Here is a 17,720-nt window from a genome sequence, read left to right as displayed (position 1 = left end):
AAAACATAACGGTTTTACATTGATAGAAATTCTATTGGTGCTGGTTTTGCTATCTCTTACGGCTGTGGCCGTGATCTCGACGTTACCGACTAGCCAAAAAGATCTTTCCAAACAGTATGCTCAAAGCTTTTTTCAGCGTTTACAGCTGCTCAATGAAGAAGCGGTGCTGAGCGGTAAAGATTTTGGCGTTCGAGTGGATGATACCAAATCGACCTACGCTCTACTGAGTTTAACCTCAGAAGGTTGGCAGCCTCTGAAATTAAAGCAGATTCCGAGCAAAACCAAGCTAGAAGAAGATATTACGCTACAACTCGAGCTCGGAGGTGGTGCTTGGGATAATGATGAGCGCTTATTCAAACCAGGTTCTCTTTTTGATGAAGACATGTTCGCAGAAGAAGAGGACGAAAAGAAAATTCAGCCACCGCAAGTGTTTATCTTTTCCAGCGCCGAAGTCACGCCATTTACCCTGTCTTTTTTTCCGCAAAATGGTGATGCCTTTAATGACGGTTGGCGAGTCATTGGCAAAGAAAGTGGACAAATTTTGTTATTAGCTCCGGGCGAAGAAGTGAAAGAGGATGAGAATGCGCAATTTTAAGCAAGCTCGCCCAAATTTGAGTCATCGCCGGACGAGAGGCATGACCTTACTGGAAGTATTGGTCGCACTGGCAATTTTCGCTACCGCTGCCATCAGTGTCATTCGCTCTGTGAGCCAGCATATTAATACAATCAGTTATCTAGAAGAAAAAATGTTTGCAGCCATGGTTGTGGATAATCAGATGGCAAATGTGATGTTGAATACCGGAGAACTCAAAGCGAAAAACGGCACAGAAGAGCTGGCAGGACGCACTTGGTTCTGGAAAGTCACGCCAGTCGCCACGACGCAGCCATTGCTGAAAGCATTTGATGTGAGCGTCTCGGTAGAGAAAAGCGCGAGCCCTGTATTAACGGTACGAAGCTATGTGGCGCAATAATCATCCCCGCGCAAACACGCGCCAAAGGGTAAAAGGTTTTACACTTATTGAAGTGTTGGTATCGATTGCCATCTTTGCCAGTTTAAGTGTCGCAGCGTACCAAGTGGTATCGCAAGTACAGCGTAGCAATGCGCTATCACAAGAACGAACCCAACGCTTAAACGAAATTCAGCGTGCCATGGTTATGATGGATAACGATTTTCGTCAAATGGCGATGCGTCAAACGCGTACTAATGGTGAAGAGCCTTCTAGCCGGCTAATTTTTTGGTCCGATTACCTGTTGGACTCCGATACCAAAGGACTGATGTTTGCCCGTTTAGGTTGGCACAACCCTCAGCAGCAGTTCCCTCGTGGAGAAGTAACCAAGGTTGGCTATCGCTTAAAAGAAGAAACACTGCAGCGAGTATGGTGGCACTATCCTGATACGCCGGTTGGGCAACAAGGCACTGTTACTCCATTGCTAACGCAGGTCGAGTCATTTGATATGCGTTTTTATGATGGTAAGCAATGGAAAAAAGAGTGGGCTGAAGAAAAAGCGCTGCCGAAAGCGGTTTCTGTTGTTCTCACTCTCAAAGACTATGGAGAAATTGCCCGCACTTATCTCACTCCTGATGGCACATTGAGTCAGAAAAAGGAAAGTTCAGGAGACAGCAATAATGGTTAACCGTCAGCGCGGTGTTGCTTTGATTATAGTGTTGATGTTGCTGGCGATTATGGCGACGGTTGCCGCCAGCATGTCGGAACGTTTGTTCTTGCAGTTTCAGCGAGGCGCTAATCAAATCAATTACCAGCAAGCGTACTGGTACAGCCTTGGCGTCGAGGCGCTAGCAAAAGTGGGTATCGAACAAAGTTATAAAGACACCGACACGATTAATATGAGTCAACCGTGGGCGATAAAAGAGCAAGTCTATCCGTTAGATTATGGTCAAGCGGCGGGACGAATTAGAGACAAGCAAGCGTGCTTTAATCTAAATGTATTGAGTCGTGTGCAACCAACGGGTCAGCAAATTACAAGACCATATTTAGTGAATGTATTGCAGCGCCTATTAGAAGAGTTGGATGTCGAGCCATATCAAGCAGAAATCATTGCAGACTCTACTTGGGAATACATTGATGCTGATGACTCTGTCCGTTCGACTACTGGGGTTGAAGACAGCACATATGAAGCGATGAAGCCTTCCTATTTGGCATCAAATGGTTGGATGGCAGATGCTTCCGAGTTACGGGCTGTCTATCAGGTGAGTGGTGAAATTTTCCAAAAATTGGAGCCGTTGGTCTGTGCATTACCAAGTGATGACTGGCGTTTAAACGTGAATACGATTGATGTTGAGCAAGCTCCGATTTTGGTGGCAATGTTCTCACCAAACTTAAGCAGTAGTGATGCGATTCAGCTAATTGAAAAACGCCCATTTGATGGGTGGGATAGCATTGATGAATTTTTAGCAGAGTCAGAAATGGCTGGCTTAAGTGAAGATGTAAAGAAAAACGCCAAAGGCTATTTGGGTGTGGATAGCGCCTTTTTTGAATTGGATGCACAAGTGTTGGTGGATGAATCACGTGTACGTATCCGAAGCCTTTTGCAAAGTACAAATAGAGAAACGGTGACCGTAGTTCGCCGTCGTTTTGGAGGGATCAGTGAGCGAGTTTCTGACCGTTCGGCTGAGTAGCGAACAACAAAGTACCATTCCTTGGGTGGTGTGGTCGACAGATCAACAGGAAGTGATTGCTAGCGGTGAAATCGCCGGGTGGGAACACTTAGATGAATTGGTCTCATATGCTGGTCAGCGCCAAGTTGTGGCGCTGTTGGCGAGTAATGATGTAGTCCTGACGCAAGTGGATATACCACCTGGTGCAACACGCCAATTCGAGGCTATGTTACCGTACTTAGTGGAAGACGAAGTTGCTCAGGACGTTGATGGCCTGCACTTTAGCGTGTTGGGTAAACAAGCGGATAAAGCGCAGATTTGCGCAGTTGAACGTGCTTGGATTCAGGCTGTACTGCAACGTTTCTCAAGCCAAGGTATCGCCATTAAACGCATTTTACCCGATGTGCTTGCGTTACCGGTTCGTGGAGATCACAGCAGTGCTGCAATGATTGGCGAGCAATGGCTAATTCGTCACTCTGCGACAGAGGGCGCGGTTGTCGACGCTTCTTGGTTAGACCTTTACCTCTCTTCTTATCTACAAAATCATGAAGGTTGGAAGCTCGATTGCTTTAGCTCGGTCCCGGAATCTGCGTTACCTGAAATATGGGATCCGCAACCAGAAGAAATGACGATGGCTTTACTGGCGAAGGGGGTGACAGAAAGCAAAGTCAATTTGCTGACTGGGAGCTTCAAGCCGAAATCTTCTTGGGGTAAATACTGGAAGCTCTGGCAAAAAGCCACCATTGCTGCGGGGGTGCTTATCGTCGTTATGGTTGCGCAGCAGTTGCTCGTGGTCCATAAGTACGAAGCACAAGCTCAAGCGTATCGTGAGGAGAGTGAGCGTATTTTCCGCCAGGTGTTCCCAAATAAACGACGCATTCCTACCGTTAGTTACCTCAAACGACAAATGGATGATGAAGAGCGCCGCTTATCTGGTGGAAGTGGTCAGCAGGCAATGTTGTCATGGTTGGCGGCATTACCCGCGACGCTTGGTCAGGTCAGTGACTTGGAGATCACTAGCTTTAAATACGACGGACAACGTGGCGAAGTACGTATTCAGGCTCGTAGTTCAGACTTCCAACCTTTTGAGCAGGCTCGTGTGAAATTGGCAGAGAAGTTTAATGTTGAGCAAGGTCAGTTGAACCGTAGCGATAACGTTGTGGTTGGCAGCTTTGTTTTGAAGCGTTTGTGAGGTGATGATGAAAAATTTAATTTCTCAAGCTCAGGTTTGGTGGAGCAGCATCTCGCAGCGTGAGCAGCGTTTGGTCATGGGATGTGGCGCTATTGCCGTTATCGGTATTATTTATTGGGGTTTATTACAGCCAATGAGTCAACGTGCGGAGCTAGCTCAGTCACGTATTCAAAGTGAAAAGCAGTTGCTAGCTTGGGTACAAGATAAAGCGGATGGCATCACTGCACTGCGAAAAAGCAGCGGTGTGAGCTACTCTAGTCAACCGTTGAATCAGTTGGTTTCTTCTTCAGCTCGTCGTTATAAAGTTGAGTTGATTCGAGTACAACCTCGTAATGAGAGCGTTCAAGTGTGGATCAAACCACTCGCGTTTAATCAACTAGTGGATTGGTTACGTTACTTGAAAGAGCAACAGGGTATTGAAGTCGAATTTTTAGATATCGACCGAACAGAGCAAGCGGGCATGATCGATGTAAACCGCCTTCAGTTTAAGCGAGGTTAAGGTGAAGCGAGCAGTACTTTACGTTGTTATCTTTATCGTCTTTTTTTCAGTCAGTCTTTTAATGGGATTACCAGTCTCTTGGGTGTTACAACAAGCACCAACAGTGAGAGGCCTGGACATTCAAGGAGCCAACGGTTCGGTATGGCAAGGTCAAGCTTCTAGTATTCGTTGGCAGCGCCAGAACCTTGGAGAAGTTAATTGGGATTTCCAATGGTCGAGTCTACTGACAGGTAAAGCTGAGTTTGCTGTGCGCTTTGGTCGTGGTAGTGAAATGGACGTTCGTGGGCGCGGTTCTGTCGGCTATAGCTTAAGTGATGGCCCTTATGCCAAAAACTTAGTTGCCTCGATTCCGGCGGTAAAAGTTGTTGAGCAAGCGCGCCTCCCTGTGCCTGTTGGTGTTGATGGGCAGCTTGAGCTGAATATTCGTCATGCGACTTATGCTGCGCCTTGGTGTAAGGACGGTGAAGGCACTTTAGTATGGAATGCCAGTGGTATTCAAAGTCCCGTTGGCAGCTTAGATCTCGGTCCTGTGATTGCCGATATAAACTGTCAGGATAGTGTATTGACGGCAACTGGTGAGCAGAGCAGCAAACAAGTCTCTGCGGCGTTTTCCGCTGAACTGATGCCTAATCAACGGTACTCAACCAAAGCGTGGTTCAAACCTGGTGCAGAGTTCCCATCCAGCATGGGGGAGCAACTGAAATGGCTGGGTAAGCCGAATGCTCAAGGTCAATATGAGTTTAATTACCAAGGGCGCTTCTAACCTATCGTGACAAAATCCAATATCTTAAAAGAGCTGCTATTGTGCAGCTCTTTTTGCTTTTGGATCATCGTAAGCTAAAACCTCTATTCGCTGTACATTGGGAATGAATGGAAATTTAAAACCATGATTTTTAATTGATTTATTTTCTTTCGTTCAGCTTTACAGGCAATTGGAACATAGTAGGCCAAATACTCCAAGTGCTGTACAGAAGGGCAAAAAGAAAAGGCCACGAAGATATTCGTGGCCTTTCTATTGCTAGAATTTTGTGCTCTAAATTTTACCGATAGGGCGCTTAATCTTTGCGTTGTAAAATCTCATTCCAAGGTAAATCCGCATCACCAAGAACAATAAAGTTCGGGTTTTCTAGTGTTTCCCGCTCGTTATATGACAGCGGTTCTAATTGCGTGCTGAGAATACGTCCGCCAGCTTCTTCAACAATGCATTGTGTCGCAGCGGTGTCCCACTCACCTGTTGGACCTAGTCGGAGATAGCAATCTACCGCCCCTTCCGCGACGAGGCATGCTTTCAATGCTGCAGAACCGAGCGGTATTAAGTCGTAATTCCAGGCGCTGCTCATACGGTTAGTAATACGATTGATGTCTTGGCGACGACTAATAGCAATTGCGATGCTTTGCTCTGGCTGTTCGTGTTTGTGTGTATGGATTTTGACGCTGTCCGACATGTCGGGAATTTTCCAGGCGCCTTTGCCATTATAAGCGTAGTAAGTCACGCCAGATACAGGGCCGTAAACGACGCCCATGGTTGGTCGATTGTTGTCGACCAACGCAATAATAGTGGCAAAGTCACCACTGCGAGCGATGAATTCTTGAGTACCATCAAGAGGGTCGACTAACCAATAACGTTCCCACTGAGCGCGTTGCTCTAAGCTTATGTCTGCGTCTTCTTCTGACAACACGGGAATGTCAGGCGTCAGATCACTCAAGCGTTCAGTGATGAACTTGTGAGCTGCAATATCCGCACTTGTTACGGGAGTTTCGTCACTTTTGGTGTAGGCCTCGTATTGCTTCTTTTCATATATTTCGAGGATCATTTGCCCAGCACTGCGGGCAATCTCGATGACTTGAGGAAGTAGGTGAGATAGATCTTTTGTCATTGGCATAAGTGATAGTCCTTACTCACAGTGTTATTCGGTTCTAATGACCGTTATTGGTTATGCTTGTGAGTGGTGTTTGGTAAGTGTTTCAGTGCCAACATTAGCGCTGTGATGCTTCGTGCTTCACAGAAATCCATGTGAGTTAATAACTCTTCGGCTTGCGCAAGTGGCCAACGCACAATTTCCAGTGGTTCAGGCTCATCGCCTTCTTGCTTCTCTGGATAAAGCGCCTGTCCTAAAAATAGAGTCATTTTGCTCGAAAAGTAAGATGGCGCGAGGATAACTTGTTTCAACGGGGTTAACTGATTACAGCCAAAGCCGATTTCTTCTTTTAACTCACGATCCGCAGCTTGGTGTGGTGTTTCTCCTGGGTCAATCAGCCCTTTTGGGAAACCTAGCTCGTAACGTTCAGTTCCAGCGGCGTATTCACGCACCAGTAATAAATCGCCTTGTTCTGTTACAGGGACTACCATTACAGCATCTCGTCCACTTGGCTTCATACGCTCATAAGTACGATGCTCACCATTGGAAAAACGAAGGTCGAGCGCTTCCACAGCAAACAGTTTGGATTTTGCAACCGTCTGGCATGAGAGTATCTCTGGTGGGGTTCGTTTCGGCATGACGCTGGCTCCTTGGTGTCGTTGGCGTTTACGAGATGCGTAAGATTCTTAATATATGAGAACTCCGCCTGAGTTTCTAGCGGATTTTACGAGTCGAGCTAAGCATCTCAGCATCACCTCAGTATCGATACAAAAATGGGAGACCGAAGCCTCCCATTTTCTGACAGTGTTTACTCTTAGTAGTAAGAGTGATCACCACGGTCATGTTCTGTAGCATCACGAACTGCGGTTAGTTCACCAATGAACTGGTTTAGCAGCTCTTTCTCGATGCCTTCTTTTAGTGTTACGTCAACCATAGAACAGCCATTACAACCGCCACCAAATGCAACAATCGCAACACCGTCTTCAGTGATCTCAACCAAGTTTACGTGACCACCGTGGCCAGCAAGTTGTGGGTTCACTTGAGTTTGGATAACGTACTCAACGCGCTCAACCAGTGGTGCGTCGTCCGCAACTTTACGCATTTTAGCGTTAGGTGCTTTTAGCGTTAACTGAGAGCCCATTTTATCGGTAACAAAATCGATTTCAGCGTCTTCAAGGAATGGCAGGCTTAGCTCATCAACGTAAGCTGAAAAACCGCTGTAAGAGAGTTCAGTGTCGGTCGATTCTACTGCTTCTGGTGGACAGTAAGACACGCCACACTCAGCGTTTTGTGTACCTGGGTTCACAACGAAAATACGAATGTTAGTGCCTTCAGGTTGTTGACCTAAAAGGTTAGCGAAATGCGTTTGCGCAGTTTCTGTAATAGTAATATTTGACACGACGAATACCCGAGTAAATTTGTAGGTTACTGCTGCTATTCTACTCTTGTTGACGTATGGGTCTAGTCTTTTTGATGCTAAGGCATGGCGAAGCGATCTAGAGAGAACGAGGAGCAGGTGTTCTGCAGATGCAGTAAATATCGATGCTTTCTACGCCAACTTCAAGTAGTAAATGACATAATTGTCGGACGGTACTGCCTGTGGTGACTACATCATCGACGATGGCAACATGGGAAGAGTGAGGGCGCTTATTGAGAATAAACGCGCCTTTTAAGTTTTGTTCACGGCTTGTTTTGGTATTACCACGCTGTGATTGGGCGAGCTTTACTCGACGAAAGACCTTCGCATCAAAATTAGTCTGCAATTGCTTGGCGAGGTGTCGGGCTAAAACATCACTTTGATTAAAACCCCGGCGCAGGTAACGCTGCCAGTGCAATGGCACACTGGTAATGATTGGAGCTGGCGTGGTGATGCGCTGTGCCAGTTGCTCGGTTAATGCTTTTACATGCCAAGACTCTCCGTGATCTTTAAAGCGTTGTACTTCCCGTGAAAGGGGAAAGTCGTAATCGCCTAACGTGTATAGCCTTTGCCATGGCGGTGGCTTTGAAAGACATTCACCACAAATACTATCCGTACTCATTTCTTCTTTCTGTAATGATAAACCGCAGCGTTGACATCGTTTTACCGGAGTTAGGTATTTTAAACAGTGCTCGCACCAGCGCAGAGTATTTGTGTGGCTTGGTGTTTGAATAGGGAACCGACACAGGCCGCATTGACTGCTCAATACGCGATGCATGATGTTTTGCCAGTGATGAGATAACATAGCGTTTATTCATGGTGATATTTTACTCAGCCTAACGCTTGGCTGAAGCCGTAGGGAATAAAATAAGTGGGAGAGATTGAGAGCATGAGCACGAAATTACACTGGCAGTCATTTGGTCAGGGACCAGATTTGGTGTTACTTCATGGTTGGGGCATGAATGGTGCGGTATGGCAGCAGACAGTCGAGTCTCTTCAACCTTATTTCCGAGTTCATGTGGTTGACCTTCCGGGGTACGGACATAGCGCCGAATCTCATGCTGAAGATTTAGACCATATTGCTAACCTGGTGGTGCAAGGTGCGCCAGAGAAAGCGATTTGGCTTGGTTGGTCCCTCGGAGGTTTAGTGGCGACGCATGTGGCGTTAAATATGCCCGAGCGCGTGGCTAAGTTGATTACGGTTGCCAGCTCACCAAAATTTGCCGCAGAAAAACCGTGGCGCGGCATTCAACCGAATGTACTGAGTGCGTTCACCTCTCAGTTGCTAGAAGATTTCTCACTGACCATTGAGCGCTTTATGGCGTTGCAAGCGATGGGCAGCCCATCAGCGCGTAAAGATGTTAAACAGCTCAAGCAAGCGGTACTATCGCGCCCTCAGCCAAACCCTGAATCGCTGTTGGTTGGGCTAAACATCCTTGCTGATGTGGATCTGCGCGATGCGTTGACGTCTCTTTCTGTTCCAATGTTGCGTCTTTATGGCCGTTTAGATGGGTTGGTGCCAATTAAAGTAGCTAACGATTTGAGTGAACAGTTGCCTCATACCCAGCAGTTTGTTTTTAATCAGTCCTCTCATGCGCCTTTTATCACCGAACATGACGAATTTTGTGTTCAAATCCGAGAGTTTGCTCACGATTGAGCAAGTGCGAACGGAAATACCTCAAGTTGTTTAAAAAGTGGTCGATATAAAGGCTGGTGAGGTTTTATTAGCCAATAAAGCTAAGCCATATTGACGAGTTGGGCGACTCTGAGGAGGGTTCGCAATGATTGTGTCACCGACCAACGTAAGTGTGCCACTGATCGCCCCATCCGTGAATGTGCAGACGGAACAAGCAGCTCGCGACAATAAAGTCCGAGAGCCTGTAACGCCAACGGTCGCATTGGCCAAAACCAATGCAGAGCGAAAAGTAAAAGGTGATGACAAGCGCCGACGTCAGTCTTCTTGGGATCCTTCAGAGCATCCTGATTATGATATGGAAACGGAAGTCGACACGCGTTATCAAGAAGAGCCGGAAGATACACTAGAACGGCTTTTTAGTTTGCTTGCGCTCAAATCGTATAGTGAAGACCAGGGGAAAGGCTACGCGATCCGCTTTCGCTTACCAAAGCGCATTTTGGATGCTGCGATCAATGAAGGATTAATGGAAAAGCGCAGGAAGGTGATCAAGTTTCATTATGGTCATGCAGTCGCTCCCCATACCCCGTCAGAAGTGATAGCAGTATTATGACGACTCAATATCCTACTCAAACAAAAACGCTCCAAGCAGGTTGACTGATTGGAGCGTTTTCTTTTTAGTTATGAAAGCTCGTTAGCGGTGAAGCCTAGGTAAGATTACTTTTTCGCTTTAGCAAACGCTGCAGCAAATGCACCGCCCATCGCGCTGTTCGATGACGAATCATCACGGCGAGGCTGACGACGCTGCGGTTGGTCATTACGACGCGGCGCTGCTGATGAGCGTTGGCTACGGTTGTCTTGACCCGGTTCGTCGTTCATACGCATCGATAGACCAATACGTTTACGCTGCACGTCAACTTCCATCACTTTCACTTTGACGATGTCGCCCGCTTTCACCACTTCACGTGGGTCAGACACGTAACGATCTGTCAGTGCAGAGATGTGTACGAGACCATCTTGGTGAACGCCAATATCAACGAAGGCACCGAAGTTGGCTACGTTTGATACCACACCTTCTAGAATCATGCCCGGTTCCAAGTCAGATACCGAGTTTACACCTTCTGCAAAGGTCGCCGTTTTGAATTCTGGACGTGGGTCACGACCCGGCTTGTCTAACTCTTTGATGATGTCTGTAATGGTTGGAACGCCGAAGTTATCGTCGGTGTAATCGACCGCATGCAGACCTTTAAGGAAGCTTGAATCACCAATCAGTGCTTTGATGTCTTTGTTGTTCTTCTCAGAAATTGCTTTGACCACCGGGTACGCTTCTGGGTGAACCGCAGACGCATCAAGTGGGTTCTTACCATCCATGATTCGTAGGAAGCCCGCACACTGCTCGAACGCCTTAGGACCTAAACGAGGTACTTTCTTCAAGGTTGTACGTGCTTCAAAGCGACCGTTTTCATCGCGGAAGTCGACAATGTTCTGCGCGATGGTGCTTGATAAGCCTGCTACGCGTGTTAATAGTGCGGCAGAAGCGGTGTTCACATCAACACCAACCGCATTTACACAGTCTTCCACAATCGCATCTAGGCGTTTTGCCAACATAGATTGGCTTACATCGTGCTGGTATTGACCCACACCAATAGATTTCGGATCAATTTTCACGAGTTCAGCCAATGGATCTTGCAAACGACGTGCAATCGACACTGCACCACGCAGTGATACGTCCATATTCGGGAACTCTTTTGCTGCAAGCTCAGACGCTGAGTAAACCGAAGCCCCCGCTTCACTTACTATGATCTTCTGAACTTTCAGGTTGCCACGTTTGATGACGTCTGCGACAAAGCTGTCGGTTTCACGTGAAGCCGTACCGTTACCAATCGCAATCAAATCCACGTTGTACTTACGCACCAACTGCTCAACGATTTGTGCTGACTTGTCGTATTGTTTTTGTGGTGGGTGAGGGTAGATGGTTTCGGTTGCAAGCACTTTACCTGTTGAGTCGACAACCGCGATTTTTGAACCTGTACGCAGACCCGGATCGAGACCAAGTGTTGCACGAGGGCCAGCCGGTGCTGCCATCAACAAGTCTTTTAGGTTAGTGGCGAATACTTCAATCGCTTCGATTTCAGCGCGCTCTTTCATTGCGCCCATTAGCTCGGTTTCCATGTGCATCGATACTTTGATGCGCCATGCCCAGCTGATCACTTGCTTACGCCAGGTATCCGCAGGTGCGCTGCTTAGCGTTACGCCATAATGGTCGGCGATAATCGTTTCGCAGTAAGACTGACGAGCGCCTTCTTCCTGTTCTGGATCAGCGTTCATCGCCAATGTCAGGAAGCCTTCGTTACGGCCACGCAACATCGCCAGTGCTCGGTGCGATGGCACTTTGCTTAGGGGCTCGTTGTGGTTGAAGTAATCTTTAAACTTCTCGCCTTCTTGCTCTTTGCCTTCAACGACTCGTGAGACCAGTTCCGCATTGCGATTTAAGTGGTTGCGAATTTTTTCCAGTAAGTTTGCGTCTTCTGCGATGCGCTCCATGATGATCGCGCGAGCGCCATCCAATGCAGCTTTGGTGTCTGCGATGCCTTTGTCTGCATCAAGGTATTTGCTTGCTTCGCTTTCTGGCTCGGTTTGTGGGTGATTCCAAAGCTGATCTGCGAGCGGCTCAAGACCAGCCTCAATCGCGATCTGACCTTTCGTACGACGCTTGGGTTTGTAAGGTAGGTATAAGTCTTCAAGACGAGTTTTGCTGTCTGCCTGCGCGATCTCTTGTTCTAGCTCTGGCGTCAGTTTGCCTTGCTCTTGGATTGATTTGAGGATGGTTTGACGGCGATCATCCATTTCACGAAGGTAAGACAGACGGCTGTCCAAAGTACGCAGCTGGGTATCATCAAGGCCCCCCGTTACCTCTTTGCGGTAACGTGCAATAAAAGGGACGGTGTTGCCATCATCAATTAGGGTGACAGCGGCGTTGACTTGCTCTGGGCGAACATTCAGTTCTTGAGCAATCATGCGACAGATAGCTTGGCTCATCCGTGTTTTCTCTTTTAATTCGGTTTTGGTTGTATAGAACATTGGGGTCGTTCGAAGAATTTGCAATGTTTTAAATTAACGAGGCAAAAATTTACCGGGCGCTGGTGGACATCAGTCAGATTTATGTCAAAACTGTAATTAAATTGAGAACTTATATCCGCAGTTATCGACTAACCTAATTCCACGGTTGTTGATATCACTAAATGTACCTCGGCTTATACGGATAATCATGATGAAAAAAATGTCTTTGGCGTTCGCGCTTACGAGTGCCTTACTTGCCGCCCCGCTTAGTTGGGCGCAATCTATCTCAGGAACCACACAAGCTCCCGTTTATCAGCTCGATAACAAATTGGTACTAGGGCGTGTGGAGAGCGTCTACTACAGTGACATTCCGGAACTAAAAGCGGTGCCATTTGTTGGCAAGATTGATACTGGTGCAGATACGACATCGATGCATGCGGAGAATATCCATGTCAGTAGCTCACACCCAGATTACCAAGATTTGAAAGATAACGAGTTACTTTGGGCAATTGTCGATGACTTAGGTGGTACGAAGGCAAAGTGGGACGCCGACAGCTTTAAGCAATATCAAGTAAAGGTTAGCTTTACGGTTCCTCACCCTTATACAGGGAAGGAAATACAGATTACCGATGATCTGGAAAGAGTGAGCGCGATTCGCAGTCGAACAAGCAAAAAGCCCATCCTACGCCCGACAATAAAAATGCCGATGACAATCGCTGGTCACACCGTTGATACGGAAGTGAACCTGACCAAGCGTACGCAATTCTCTTCTCCTATCTTGATTGGTAAAACCTATCTCGATGATAACGCATGGGTCTTCGCTGGTTATGATTATCTTCAAGAACAGCCAAGCGCAAAAATGATTGGCAAAAAAGAGACGGTTGAAGTCGAAGGTGTGCCATATAAGATCAGCATCTCAACTTCTAGCCGTTATACCAACGTCCATGCACTGGACATCAAGGTAGACAAAAAGCATAACGAAGTCTCTTTTATGTTAGAGGGCGAGAATGGCAAGCGTCATCCAATGACATTACCCTTGGTACGAATGCTGAAAACGACCAAAAGCGAGCGCCCTTTAGTCTATTTACCCGTCAAAGTCGGCGAAAATGAAACTCAACGTTGGTTGGTGTATCTGCGTGATCGCAGTAAGTTCAGTTCGCAAATTCGCTTAGGTCGGGACGTCGCGAGTCAGCACTTTGTTATTGATACGGACAGAGAAAATCTACTGGGTGGCGTAGAAAAAACGTTCAAAAGCGCACTCAAATCAAAACCTCTTGTCGTTTCACCAGAAGAACAGGTCACCATTGATGGTTATACCGTCCCTGCTTACCCCACTTTTACTGTGAAAACGCCATTACTGCGTGTAAATGGGTTTGAAGTAACAGAAAAAGGTAAGGATGAATCCGTCACGTTTTATTTAATGAACGATGAGGGGAAAGAAGAAAAAATCACCAAACCAGTGTTGAAAAAGCTCAAGGTTGGCAGCGCGGTTCGCCCTGTTGTCGAAGGAGACTTTCTTCTCGGTAGAAAAGACACATCAATGAAGTTTGCGCTCGATGTGCTTGATGAGGGTGACACTCAACCTTTTTTCGTCTTTGGTCATGACATAGCCAAGGGTGGTGTGTTGCTGAACACTCGCGCAGACCATCTACTAGATGCAAGGCCACTTTTCAAAGCTGGCCATATCGAAGTGGCGGAAGTTGAGGGGATGTCTTTCCCTGTGAAGTTAGACACGGGTGCAGATGTAAGCTCAATCAATGCTAAGAACATCAAGCAGTTTAAGAAAGACGGCAAAGACATGGTGAGCTTTACCTATGAGAACGATCTTGGCATGAAACAGGCGTTTACCAAGCCTGTTGTTGATGTCATGCGTATTAAAGCGAAGAAAGGTGAGAAAGCGAACGTACGCCCTGTGGTTGAAATGCATGTTAAGCTTGGCGAATTAGAGAAGAAGATCCGAGTCAACTTACAGGACCGAGGTCGCTTCCATTACAGCATGATTTTAGGTAAAAACTTCCTAAAACATGGCGCGGTTGTTTCGAGTGATACGAATTACATCGTGACGCAAAAACCGGATTACGAAAAGTAACACTCTGGCCGCCTTATCACCTTGATACCCAAAGCCTGAACAACATTGGATCTTTGGGTATATCATCTCCTTAATGCTGCCAAAGAGCAGCATTTTTTAGTTGAGATAGGAGTTAATTTGAAAACTAAGCTGATTACACGAGAAGGTTACAACAAACTCAAACAAGAGCATGATTACCTTTGGAATGAAAAGCGCCCGGAAATCACCAAGATCGTTACTTGGGCGGCGAGCCTGGGCGATCGCTCAGAAAATGCGGATTACACCTTCAATAAACGTTTACTCCGTCAGATCGACCGTCGTGTCCGCTTCCTTCGTAAATTCCTGCCAGAAGTCACGATCGTTGACTATTCTCCGCAACAAGAAGGCAAAGTCTTTTTTGGTGCATGGGTGGAAATAGAAAATGAGGCAGGAGAAGTGAAAAAGTTTCGTATTGTCGGGCCTGAAGAGATTTATGGCGATGCGAAAGACTACATCTCTATCGATTCACCTATGGCGCGAGCGATGTTGAAAAAACAAGTGGATGAAGAGTTCACGGTACGCACCCCAGAAGGTGAAAAAGAGTGGTTCATCAACTCAATTGAATACACTCAACCGGCCTCGGAAGACTGAGGCTTTATCACTGATTCAAGTCTCATGAAGTTCACTAGAAGTGACTTGGGTCTCAACGTCAGAATATTTGGTATAAAGGCATGGTGCCTTTCTCGGAGAAGTAAAATGAACAAAGCAGTCATGTGTAGTGCTGCACTAACAATAGGATTCTCACTTTCAGTTTTTGCTCAAGATGAAGTGAAAGGCTGTGACGCTAAAGAGTTAGCGGTAGAGCAGCAGCTTGAGTATGCAAAAGCGCAAGGTAATGAGCATCGCATTAAAGGCTTGGAGCAAGCACTTTCCGCTATCCAGAATGAATGCTCGGAAGGTGAGCTGCGCCAAGAGCTGCAAGCAGAAGTGGAAGAAAAGACTAAAGAAGTTGAGGAGCGAGAGGAAGAATTAGTCGAAGCTCAGCATTCAGGTAAAGCAGACAAAATTGAGAAAAAACGTCACAAGCTGGCTGAGGCACAGCAAGAGCTGCTTGAGGCCAAACGTGAACTGGAATGGAATTATGGTCAATAGTAGGTGCTGAAAATACCTGCTAGAGAGAGAATAAAGCGCTTAAGATAAAAAGAGTAACAATTTGCTTGAGCACGTTAGGAAAAACAGTGATACATTTTCGACAATAGACGCTTCTGAAAGGATGTTTCAATGCAAGAAAATCATAAAATTTTAGTGGTTGATGACGATGCTCGTTTACGTGCTCTATTGGAGCGTTACCTTTCTGAGCAAGGTTTTCAGGTACGAAGTGTCGCCAATGGCGAACAGATGGATCGCCTACTAACGCGCGAAAACTTTCACTTAATGGTGCTGGACCTAATGTTGCCAGGTGAAGACGGTTTGTCAATTTGTCGTCGTCTACGCCACGCGAACAATATGTTGCCAATCTTAATGCTCACCGCGAAAGGTGATGAAGTGGACCGCATCGTAGGTCTTGAGGTAGGGGCGGATGATTATTTGCCAAAACCGTTTAACCCACGCGAATTGTTGGCTCGCATCAAGGCAGTATTACGCCGCCAAACTGTAGAGTTGCCGGGTGCACCAAGCACGGAAGAAAAAGTGGTGGAGTTCGGGGAGTTCCGACTCAATCTAGGCACTCGCGAGATGTTCCGCGGTGACGAGGCAATGCCACTCACCTCTGGAGAGTTTGCTGTCCTAAAGGCGCTCGTGATGAATGCGCGTGAGCCAATGTCACGAGATAAATTGATGAACATGGCGCGTGGCCGTGAATATTCTGCAATGGAACGCTCTATTGACGTACAAATCTCACGTTTACGTCGCATGTTAGAAGACGATCCGAGCAAGCCGCGCTACATTCAAACCGTATGGGGCCTAGGTTATGTTTTCGTCCCAGACGGCAAAGAGGTGTAACCTCTTCACTCCATAGCCAGCACTTGGCTATAGCAACTTCAGCCTTCATTACCTTCCCTTTGAAGGCTGAAATTTCGCGATTAGGACCACTAGGAACGTTCCATGCGCATCCGAAGTTCACTGACACAATCTATTCTGCTGTTCATCTCTTTGCTTCTCGCGAGCCAAGTTTTCTCTTACTACGCCGTTTTTAACTACGCGTTGATGCCGAGTTTGCAGCAGTTCAATAAAATTCTCGCCCATGAGCTCAATTTGGTGCTTGATGATGAAGGACCTTTAAAGTCTGATGCACCGTTAAGGCGTCAATTATTAGAAAGATTAGGGGTGACGGTTCACAGCCTTGACAGCGATAAGGCGATTGAATTTCATCACGCAATGTCGATTGATTTGATGTCTGAAGAAATGAGCCAAGAGCTGGGTTCGCCTACAGAAGTACGCTTATTGCTTGGCGATGAAAGTTACATTTTGTGGATGCACATCGAAAAGTTGCCGAACTCCATCATTCGTATTCCGTTATCTGAGCTGCAAGAAGAAGATTTTGCACCGCTGTTTCGTAACAGTTTGATTATGGCGCTGCTGATCATTGCTGGTGGTTGGTTGTTTATTCGTTTGCAAAACCGTCCACTTTTGGCTTTAGAGAGAGCCGCGAAAGACGTCGGTCGAGGTGAGATCCCGCCCCCCTTAGCAGAGAAAGGCGCATCGGAGATTCGCTCTGTAACTCGAGCCTTTAATCAAATGTCGAAAGGTATTCAAGAGCTAGAAGAAGACCGAGCCTTATTAATGGCGGGGATTAGCCATGACTTACGAACGCCTCTGACGCGTATTCGCCTAGCGACAGAAATGATGTCTCCTGAGGACAGCTATCTTGCGGAGGGGATCATTAGCGATACGGAAGAATGTAATGAGATCATCAGTCAGTTTATGGATTATCTCAAACCGGTGAACCAAGAATCGTTTGAAGCGGTTGATATCAGTACGATTGCCAGTGACGTTGCCAGTTCTGAAGGTGGCTATGAGGTTGAAATTGAAACAGATCTTAATCTTAACTTGCCACCAGCCAAAGGAAGCGCGATTGCGATTAAGCGGGCGATCAGTAATTTAGTTGTGAATGCGCTACGTTATGGTAATGGCTGGGTCAAAATCAGCACTGGTGTGACAGCAGATAAGCAGCTAGTGTGGATTTCAGTAGAGGACAACGGACCGGGTATCGAGCATTCTCAAATCGCGAGGTTATTTGAGCCCTTTACGCGTGGTGACACCGCTCGCGGTAGTGAAGGCACTGGGCTAGGGTTGGCGATTGTGAAGCGTATAATCAGCCAACATTCAGGCTCTGTGGTGATGCGTAATCGCAGTGAAGGCGGTTTAATCGCTCAAATCAGCTTTCCTACCAAGTAA

General features: G+C 46.8%; 19 protein-coding genes. 14 read left to right on the top strand and 5 right to left on the bottom strand.

The window, feature by feature from the left end:
- The 7 genes from CAG68_RS07230 to CAG68_RS07200 all read left to right on the top strand — a co-directional run.
- On the top strand, positions 1-595 hold a 595-nt coding region (locus tag CAG68_RS07230), incomplete at its 5' end, for a prepilin-type N-terminal cleavage/methylation domain-containing protein (RefSeq protein WP_161440968.1).
- A complete protein-coding gene (gene gspI / locus CAG68_RS07225) occupies positions 582-971 on the top strand; it encodes a type II secretion system minor pseudopilin GspI (RefSeq protein ID WP_005379300.1) in 390 nt (129 codons plus the stop codon). The genes CAG68_RS07230 and gspI, both read left to right, overlap by 14 nt.
- Positions 958-1,635, top strand: a complete 678-nt coding sequence (gene gspJ, locus CAG68_RS07220; protein ID WP_054729112.1) for a type II secretion system minor pseudopilin GspJ — start codon at positions 958-960, stop codon at positions 1,633-1,635. Before gspI ends, gspJ begins: the two co-directional genes overlap by 14 nt.
- Entirely contained in the window at positions 1,628-2,638 is a 1,011-nt protein-coding gene (gene gspK, locus CAG68_RS07215; RefSeq protein ID WP_005379302.1) for a type II secretion system minor pseudopilin GspK, read from the top strand. The genes gspJ and gspK overlap by 8 nt, the downstream gene beginning before the upstream one ends.
- Complete coding sequence (gene gspL / locus CAG68_RS07210; protein ID WP_161440967.1) at positions 2,607-3,809, top strand: type II secretion system protein GspL; 1,203 nt, start codon at positions 2,607-2,609, stop codon at positions 3,807-3,809. Before gspK ends, gspL begins: the two co-directional genes overlap by 32 nt.
- Before the next feature lie 7 nt (positions 3,810-3,816).
- Complete coding sequence (locus CAG68_RS07205) at positions 3,817-4,308, top strand: type II secretion system protein M (protein WP_005383002.1); 492 nt, start codon at positions 3,817-3,819, stop codon at positions 4,306-4,308.
- 1 nt (position 4,309) lies between these two features.
- Positions 4,310-5,071, top strand: a complete 762-nt coding sequence (locus CAG68_RS07200; RefSeq protein WP_086046433.1) for a type II secretion system protein N — start codon at positions 4,310-4,312, stop codon at positions 5,069-5,071.
- A gap of 292 nt (positions 5,072-5,363) precedes the next feature.
- Here the strand turns inward: CAG68_RS07200 and cysQ are convergent, their stop codons facing one another.
- From cysQ to CAG68_RS07180, 4 genes are all read right to left on the bottom strand, one after another.
- Entirely contained in the window at positions 5,364-6,191 is an 828-nt protein-coding gene (gene cysQ / locus CAG68_RS07195) for a 3'(2'),5'-bisphosphate nucleotidase CysQ (RefSeq protein WP_005379308.1), read from the bottom strand.
- 44 nt (positions 6,192-6,235) lie between these two features.
- A complete protein-coding gene (gene nudE / locus CAG68_RS07190) occupies positions 6,236-6,805 on the bottom strand; it encodes an ADP compounds hydrolase NudE (RefSeq protein WP_005379309.1) in 570 nt (189 codons plus the stop codon).
- Positions 6,806-6,981: 176 nt separating this feature from the next.
- Positions 6,982-7,566 (bottom strand): Fe-S biogenesis protein NfuA, encoded by a 585-nt coding sequence (nfuA, locus tag CAG68_RS07185; RefSeq protein ID WP_005379313.1) that lies wholly within the window; start codon positions 7,564-7,566, stop codon positions 6,982-6,984.
- A gap of 97 nt (positions 7,567-7,663) precedes the next feature.
- Positions 7,664-8,389: an amidophosphoribosyltransferase gene (locus CAG68_RS07180; protein ID WP_054729114.1), complete on the bottom strand. Its 726-nt coding sequence runs from the start codon at positions 8,387-8,389 to the stop codon at positions 7,664-7,666.
- 84 nt (positions 8,390-8,473) lie between these two features.
- Between CAG68_RS07180 and bioH the strand changes: the two genes are divergently transcribed.
- Together bioH and CAG68_RS07170 are read left to right on the top strand one after the other, a co-directional pair.
- Positions 8,474-9,241: a pimeloyl-ACP methyl ester esterase BioH gene (gene bioH, locus CAG68_RS07175; protein ID WP_005384724.1), complete on the top strand. Its 768-nt coding sequence runs from the start codon at positions 8,474-8,476 to the stop codon at positions 9,239-9,241.
- Positions 9,242-9,365: 124 nt separating this feature from the next.
- On the top strand, positions 9,366-9,830 hold the full coding sequence (locus tag CAG68_RS07170) for a hypothetical protein (RefSeq protein WP_005379316.1): 465 nt from the start codon (positions 9,366-9,368) through the stop codon (positions 9,828-9,830).
- Positions 9,831-9,934: 104 nt separating this feature from the next.
- Here the strand turns inward: CAG68_RS07170 and CAG68_RS07165 are convergent, their stop codons facing one another.
- A complete protein-coding gene (locus CAG68_RS07165) occupies positions 9,935-12,256 on the bottom strand; it encodes a Tex family protein (RefSeq protein ID WP_005379317.1) in 2,322 nt (773 codons plus the stop codon).
- A gap of 229 nt (positions 12,257-12,485) precedes the next feature.
- Between CAG68_RS07165 and CAG68_RS07160 the strand changes: the two genes are divergently transcribed.
- From CAG68_RS07160 to envZ, 5 genes are all read left to right on the top strand, one after another.
- A complete protein-coding gene (locus CAG68_RS07160; protein WP_202599881.1) occupies positions 12,486-14,366 on the top strand; it encodes an ATP-dependent zinc protease family protein in 1,881 nt (626 codons plus the stop codon).
- A gap of 117 nt (positions 14,367-14,483) precedes the next feature.
- Positions 14,484-14,975, top strand: coding sequence for a transcription elongation factor GreB (greB, locus tag CAG68_RS07155; RefSeq protein WP_005379321.1), 492 nt, complete (start codon positions 14,484-14,486; stop codon positions 14,973-14,975).
- Between the two features lie 105 nt (positions 14,976-15,080).
- Positions 15,081-15,476 (top strand): DUF1090 domain-containing protein, encoded by a 396-nt coding sequence (locus CAG68_RS07150; protein ID WP_017635004.1) that lies wholly within the window; start codon positions 15,081-15,083, stop codon positions 15,474-15,476.
- Between the two features lie 129 nt (positions 15,477-15,605).
- The gene (ompR, locus tag CAG68_RS07145; protein WP_005379333.1) at positions 15,606-16,325 is read left to right on the top strand and encodes an osmolarity response regulator transcription factor OmpR; all 720 of its coding nucleotides are present in this window, start codon (positions 15,606-15,608) and stop codon (positions 16,323-16,325) included.
- Positions 16,326-16,427: 102 nt separating this feature from the next.
- Positions 16,428-17,720: a two-component system sensor histidine kinase EnvZ gene (envZ, locus tag CAG68_RS07140; RefSeq protein ID WP_017820700.1), complete on the top strand. Its 1,293-nt coding sequence runs from the start codon at positions 16,428-16,430 to the stop codon at positions 17,718-17,720.

Origin of the sequence: Vibrio sp. V42_P2S4T144, assembly GCF_009904715.1 — a bacterium.
GTDB classification, from domain to species: Bacteria; Pseudomonadota; Gammaproteobacteria; order Enterobacterales; family Vibrionaceae; genus Vibrio; species Vibrio alginolyticus.
The sequence above is the reverse complement of the archived record's forward strand: the minus strand, read 5'-3'. Positions and strand labels throughout refer to the sequence as shown.

What these genes read in the sequence shown, in the direction of transcription:
- CAG68_RS07165 (WP_005379317.1), bottom strand. Translation starts at nt 12,256, where the DNA reads ATGAGCCAAGCTATCTGTCGCATGATTGCTCAAGAACTGAATGTTCGC.
- CAG68_RS07180 (WP_054729114.1), bottom strand. Translation starts at nt 8,389, where the DNA reads ATGTTATCTCATCACTGGCAAAACATCATGCATCGCGTATTGAGCAGT.
- nudE (WP_005379309.1), bottom strand. Translation starts at nt 6,805, where the DNA reads ATGCCGAAACGAACCCCACCAGAGATACTCTCATGCCAGACGGTTGCA.
- ompR (WP_005379333.1), top strand. Translation starts at nt 15,606, where the DNA reads ATGCAAGAAAATCATAAAATTTTAGTGGTTGATGACGATGCTCGTTTA.
- gspJ (WP_054729112.1), top strand. Translation starts at nt 958, where the DNA reads ATGTGGCGCAATAATCATCCCCGCGCAAACACGCGCCAAAGGGTAAAA.
- bioH (WP_005384724.1), top strand. Translation starts at nt 8,474, where the DNA reads ATGAGCACGAAATTACACTGGCAGTCATTTGGTCAGGGACCAGATTTG.
- CAG68_RS07205 (WP_005383002.1), top strand. Translation starts at nt 3,817, where the DNA reads ATGAAAAATTTAATTTCTCAAGCTCAGGTTTGGTGGAGCAGCATCTCG.
- CAG68_RS07150 (WP_017635004.1), top strand. Translation starts at nt 15,081, where the DNA reads ATGAACAAAGCAGTCATGTGTAGTGCTGCACTAACAATAGGATTCTCA.
- CAG68_RS07160 (WP_202599881.1), top strand. Translation starts at nt 12,486, where the DNA reads ATGATGAAAAAAATGTCTTTGGCGTTCGCGCTTACGAGTGCCTTACTT.
- cysQ (WP_005379308.1), bottom strand. Translation starts at nt 6,191, where the DNA reads ATGCCAATGACAAAAGATCTATCTCACCTACTTCCTCAAGTCATCGAG.
- gspI (WP_005379300.1), top strand. Translation starts at nt 582, where the DNA reads ATGCGCAATTTTAAGCAAGCTCGCCCAAATTTGAGTCATCGCCGGACG.
- gspK (WP_005379302.1), top strand. Translation starts at nt 1,628, where the DNA reads ATGGTTAACCGTCAGCGCGGTGTTGCTTTGATTATAGTGTTGATGTTG.
- envZ (WP_017820700.1), top strand. Translation starts at nt 16,428, where the DNA reads ATGCGCATCCGAAGTTCACTGACACAATCTATTCTGCTGTTCATCTCT.
- CAG68_RS07170 (WP_005379316.1), top strand. Translation starts at nt 9,366, where the DNA reads ATGATTGTGTCACCGACCAACGTAAGTGTGCCACTGATCGCCCCATCC.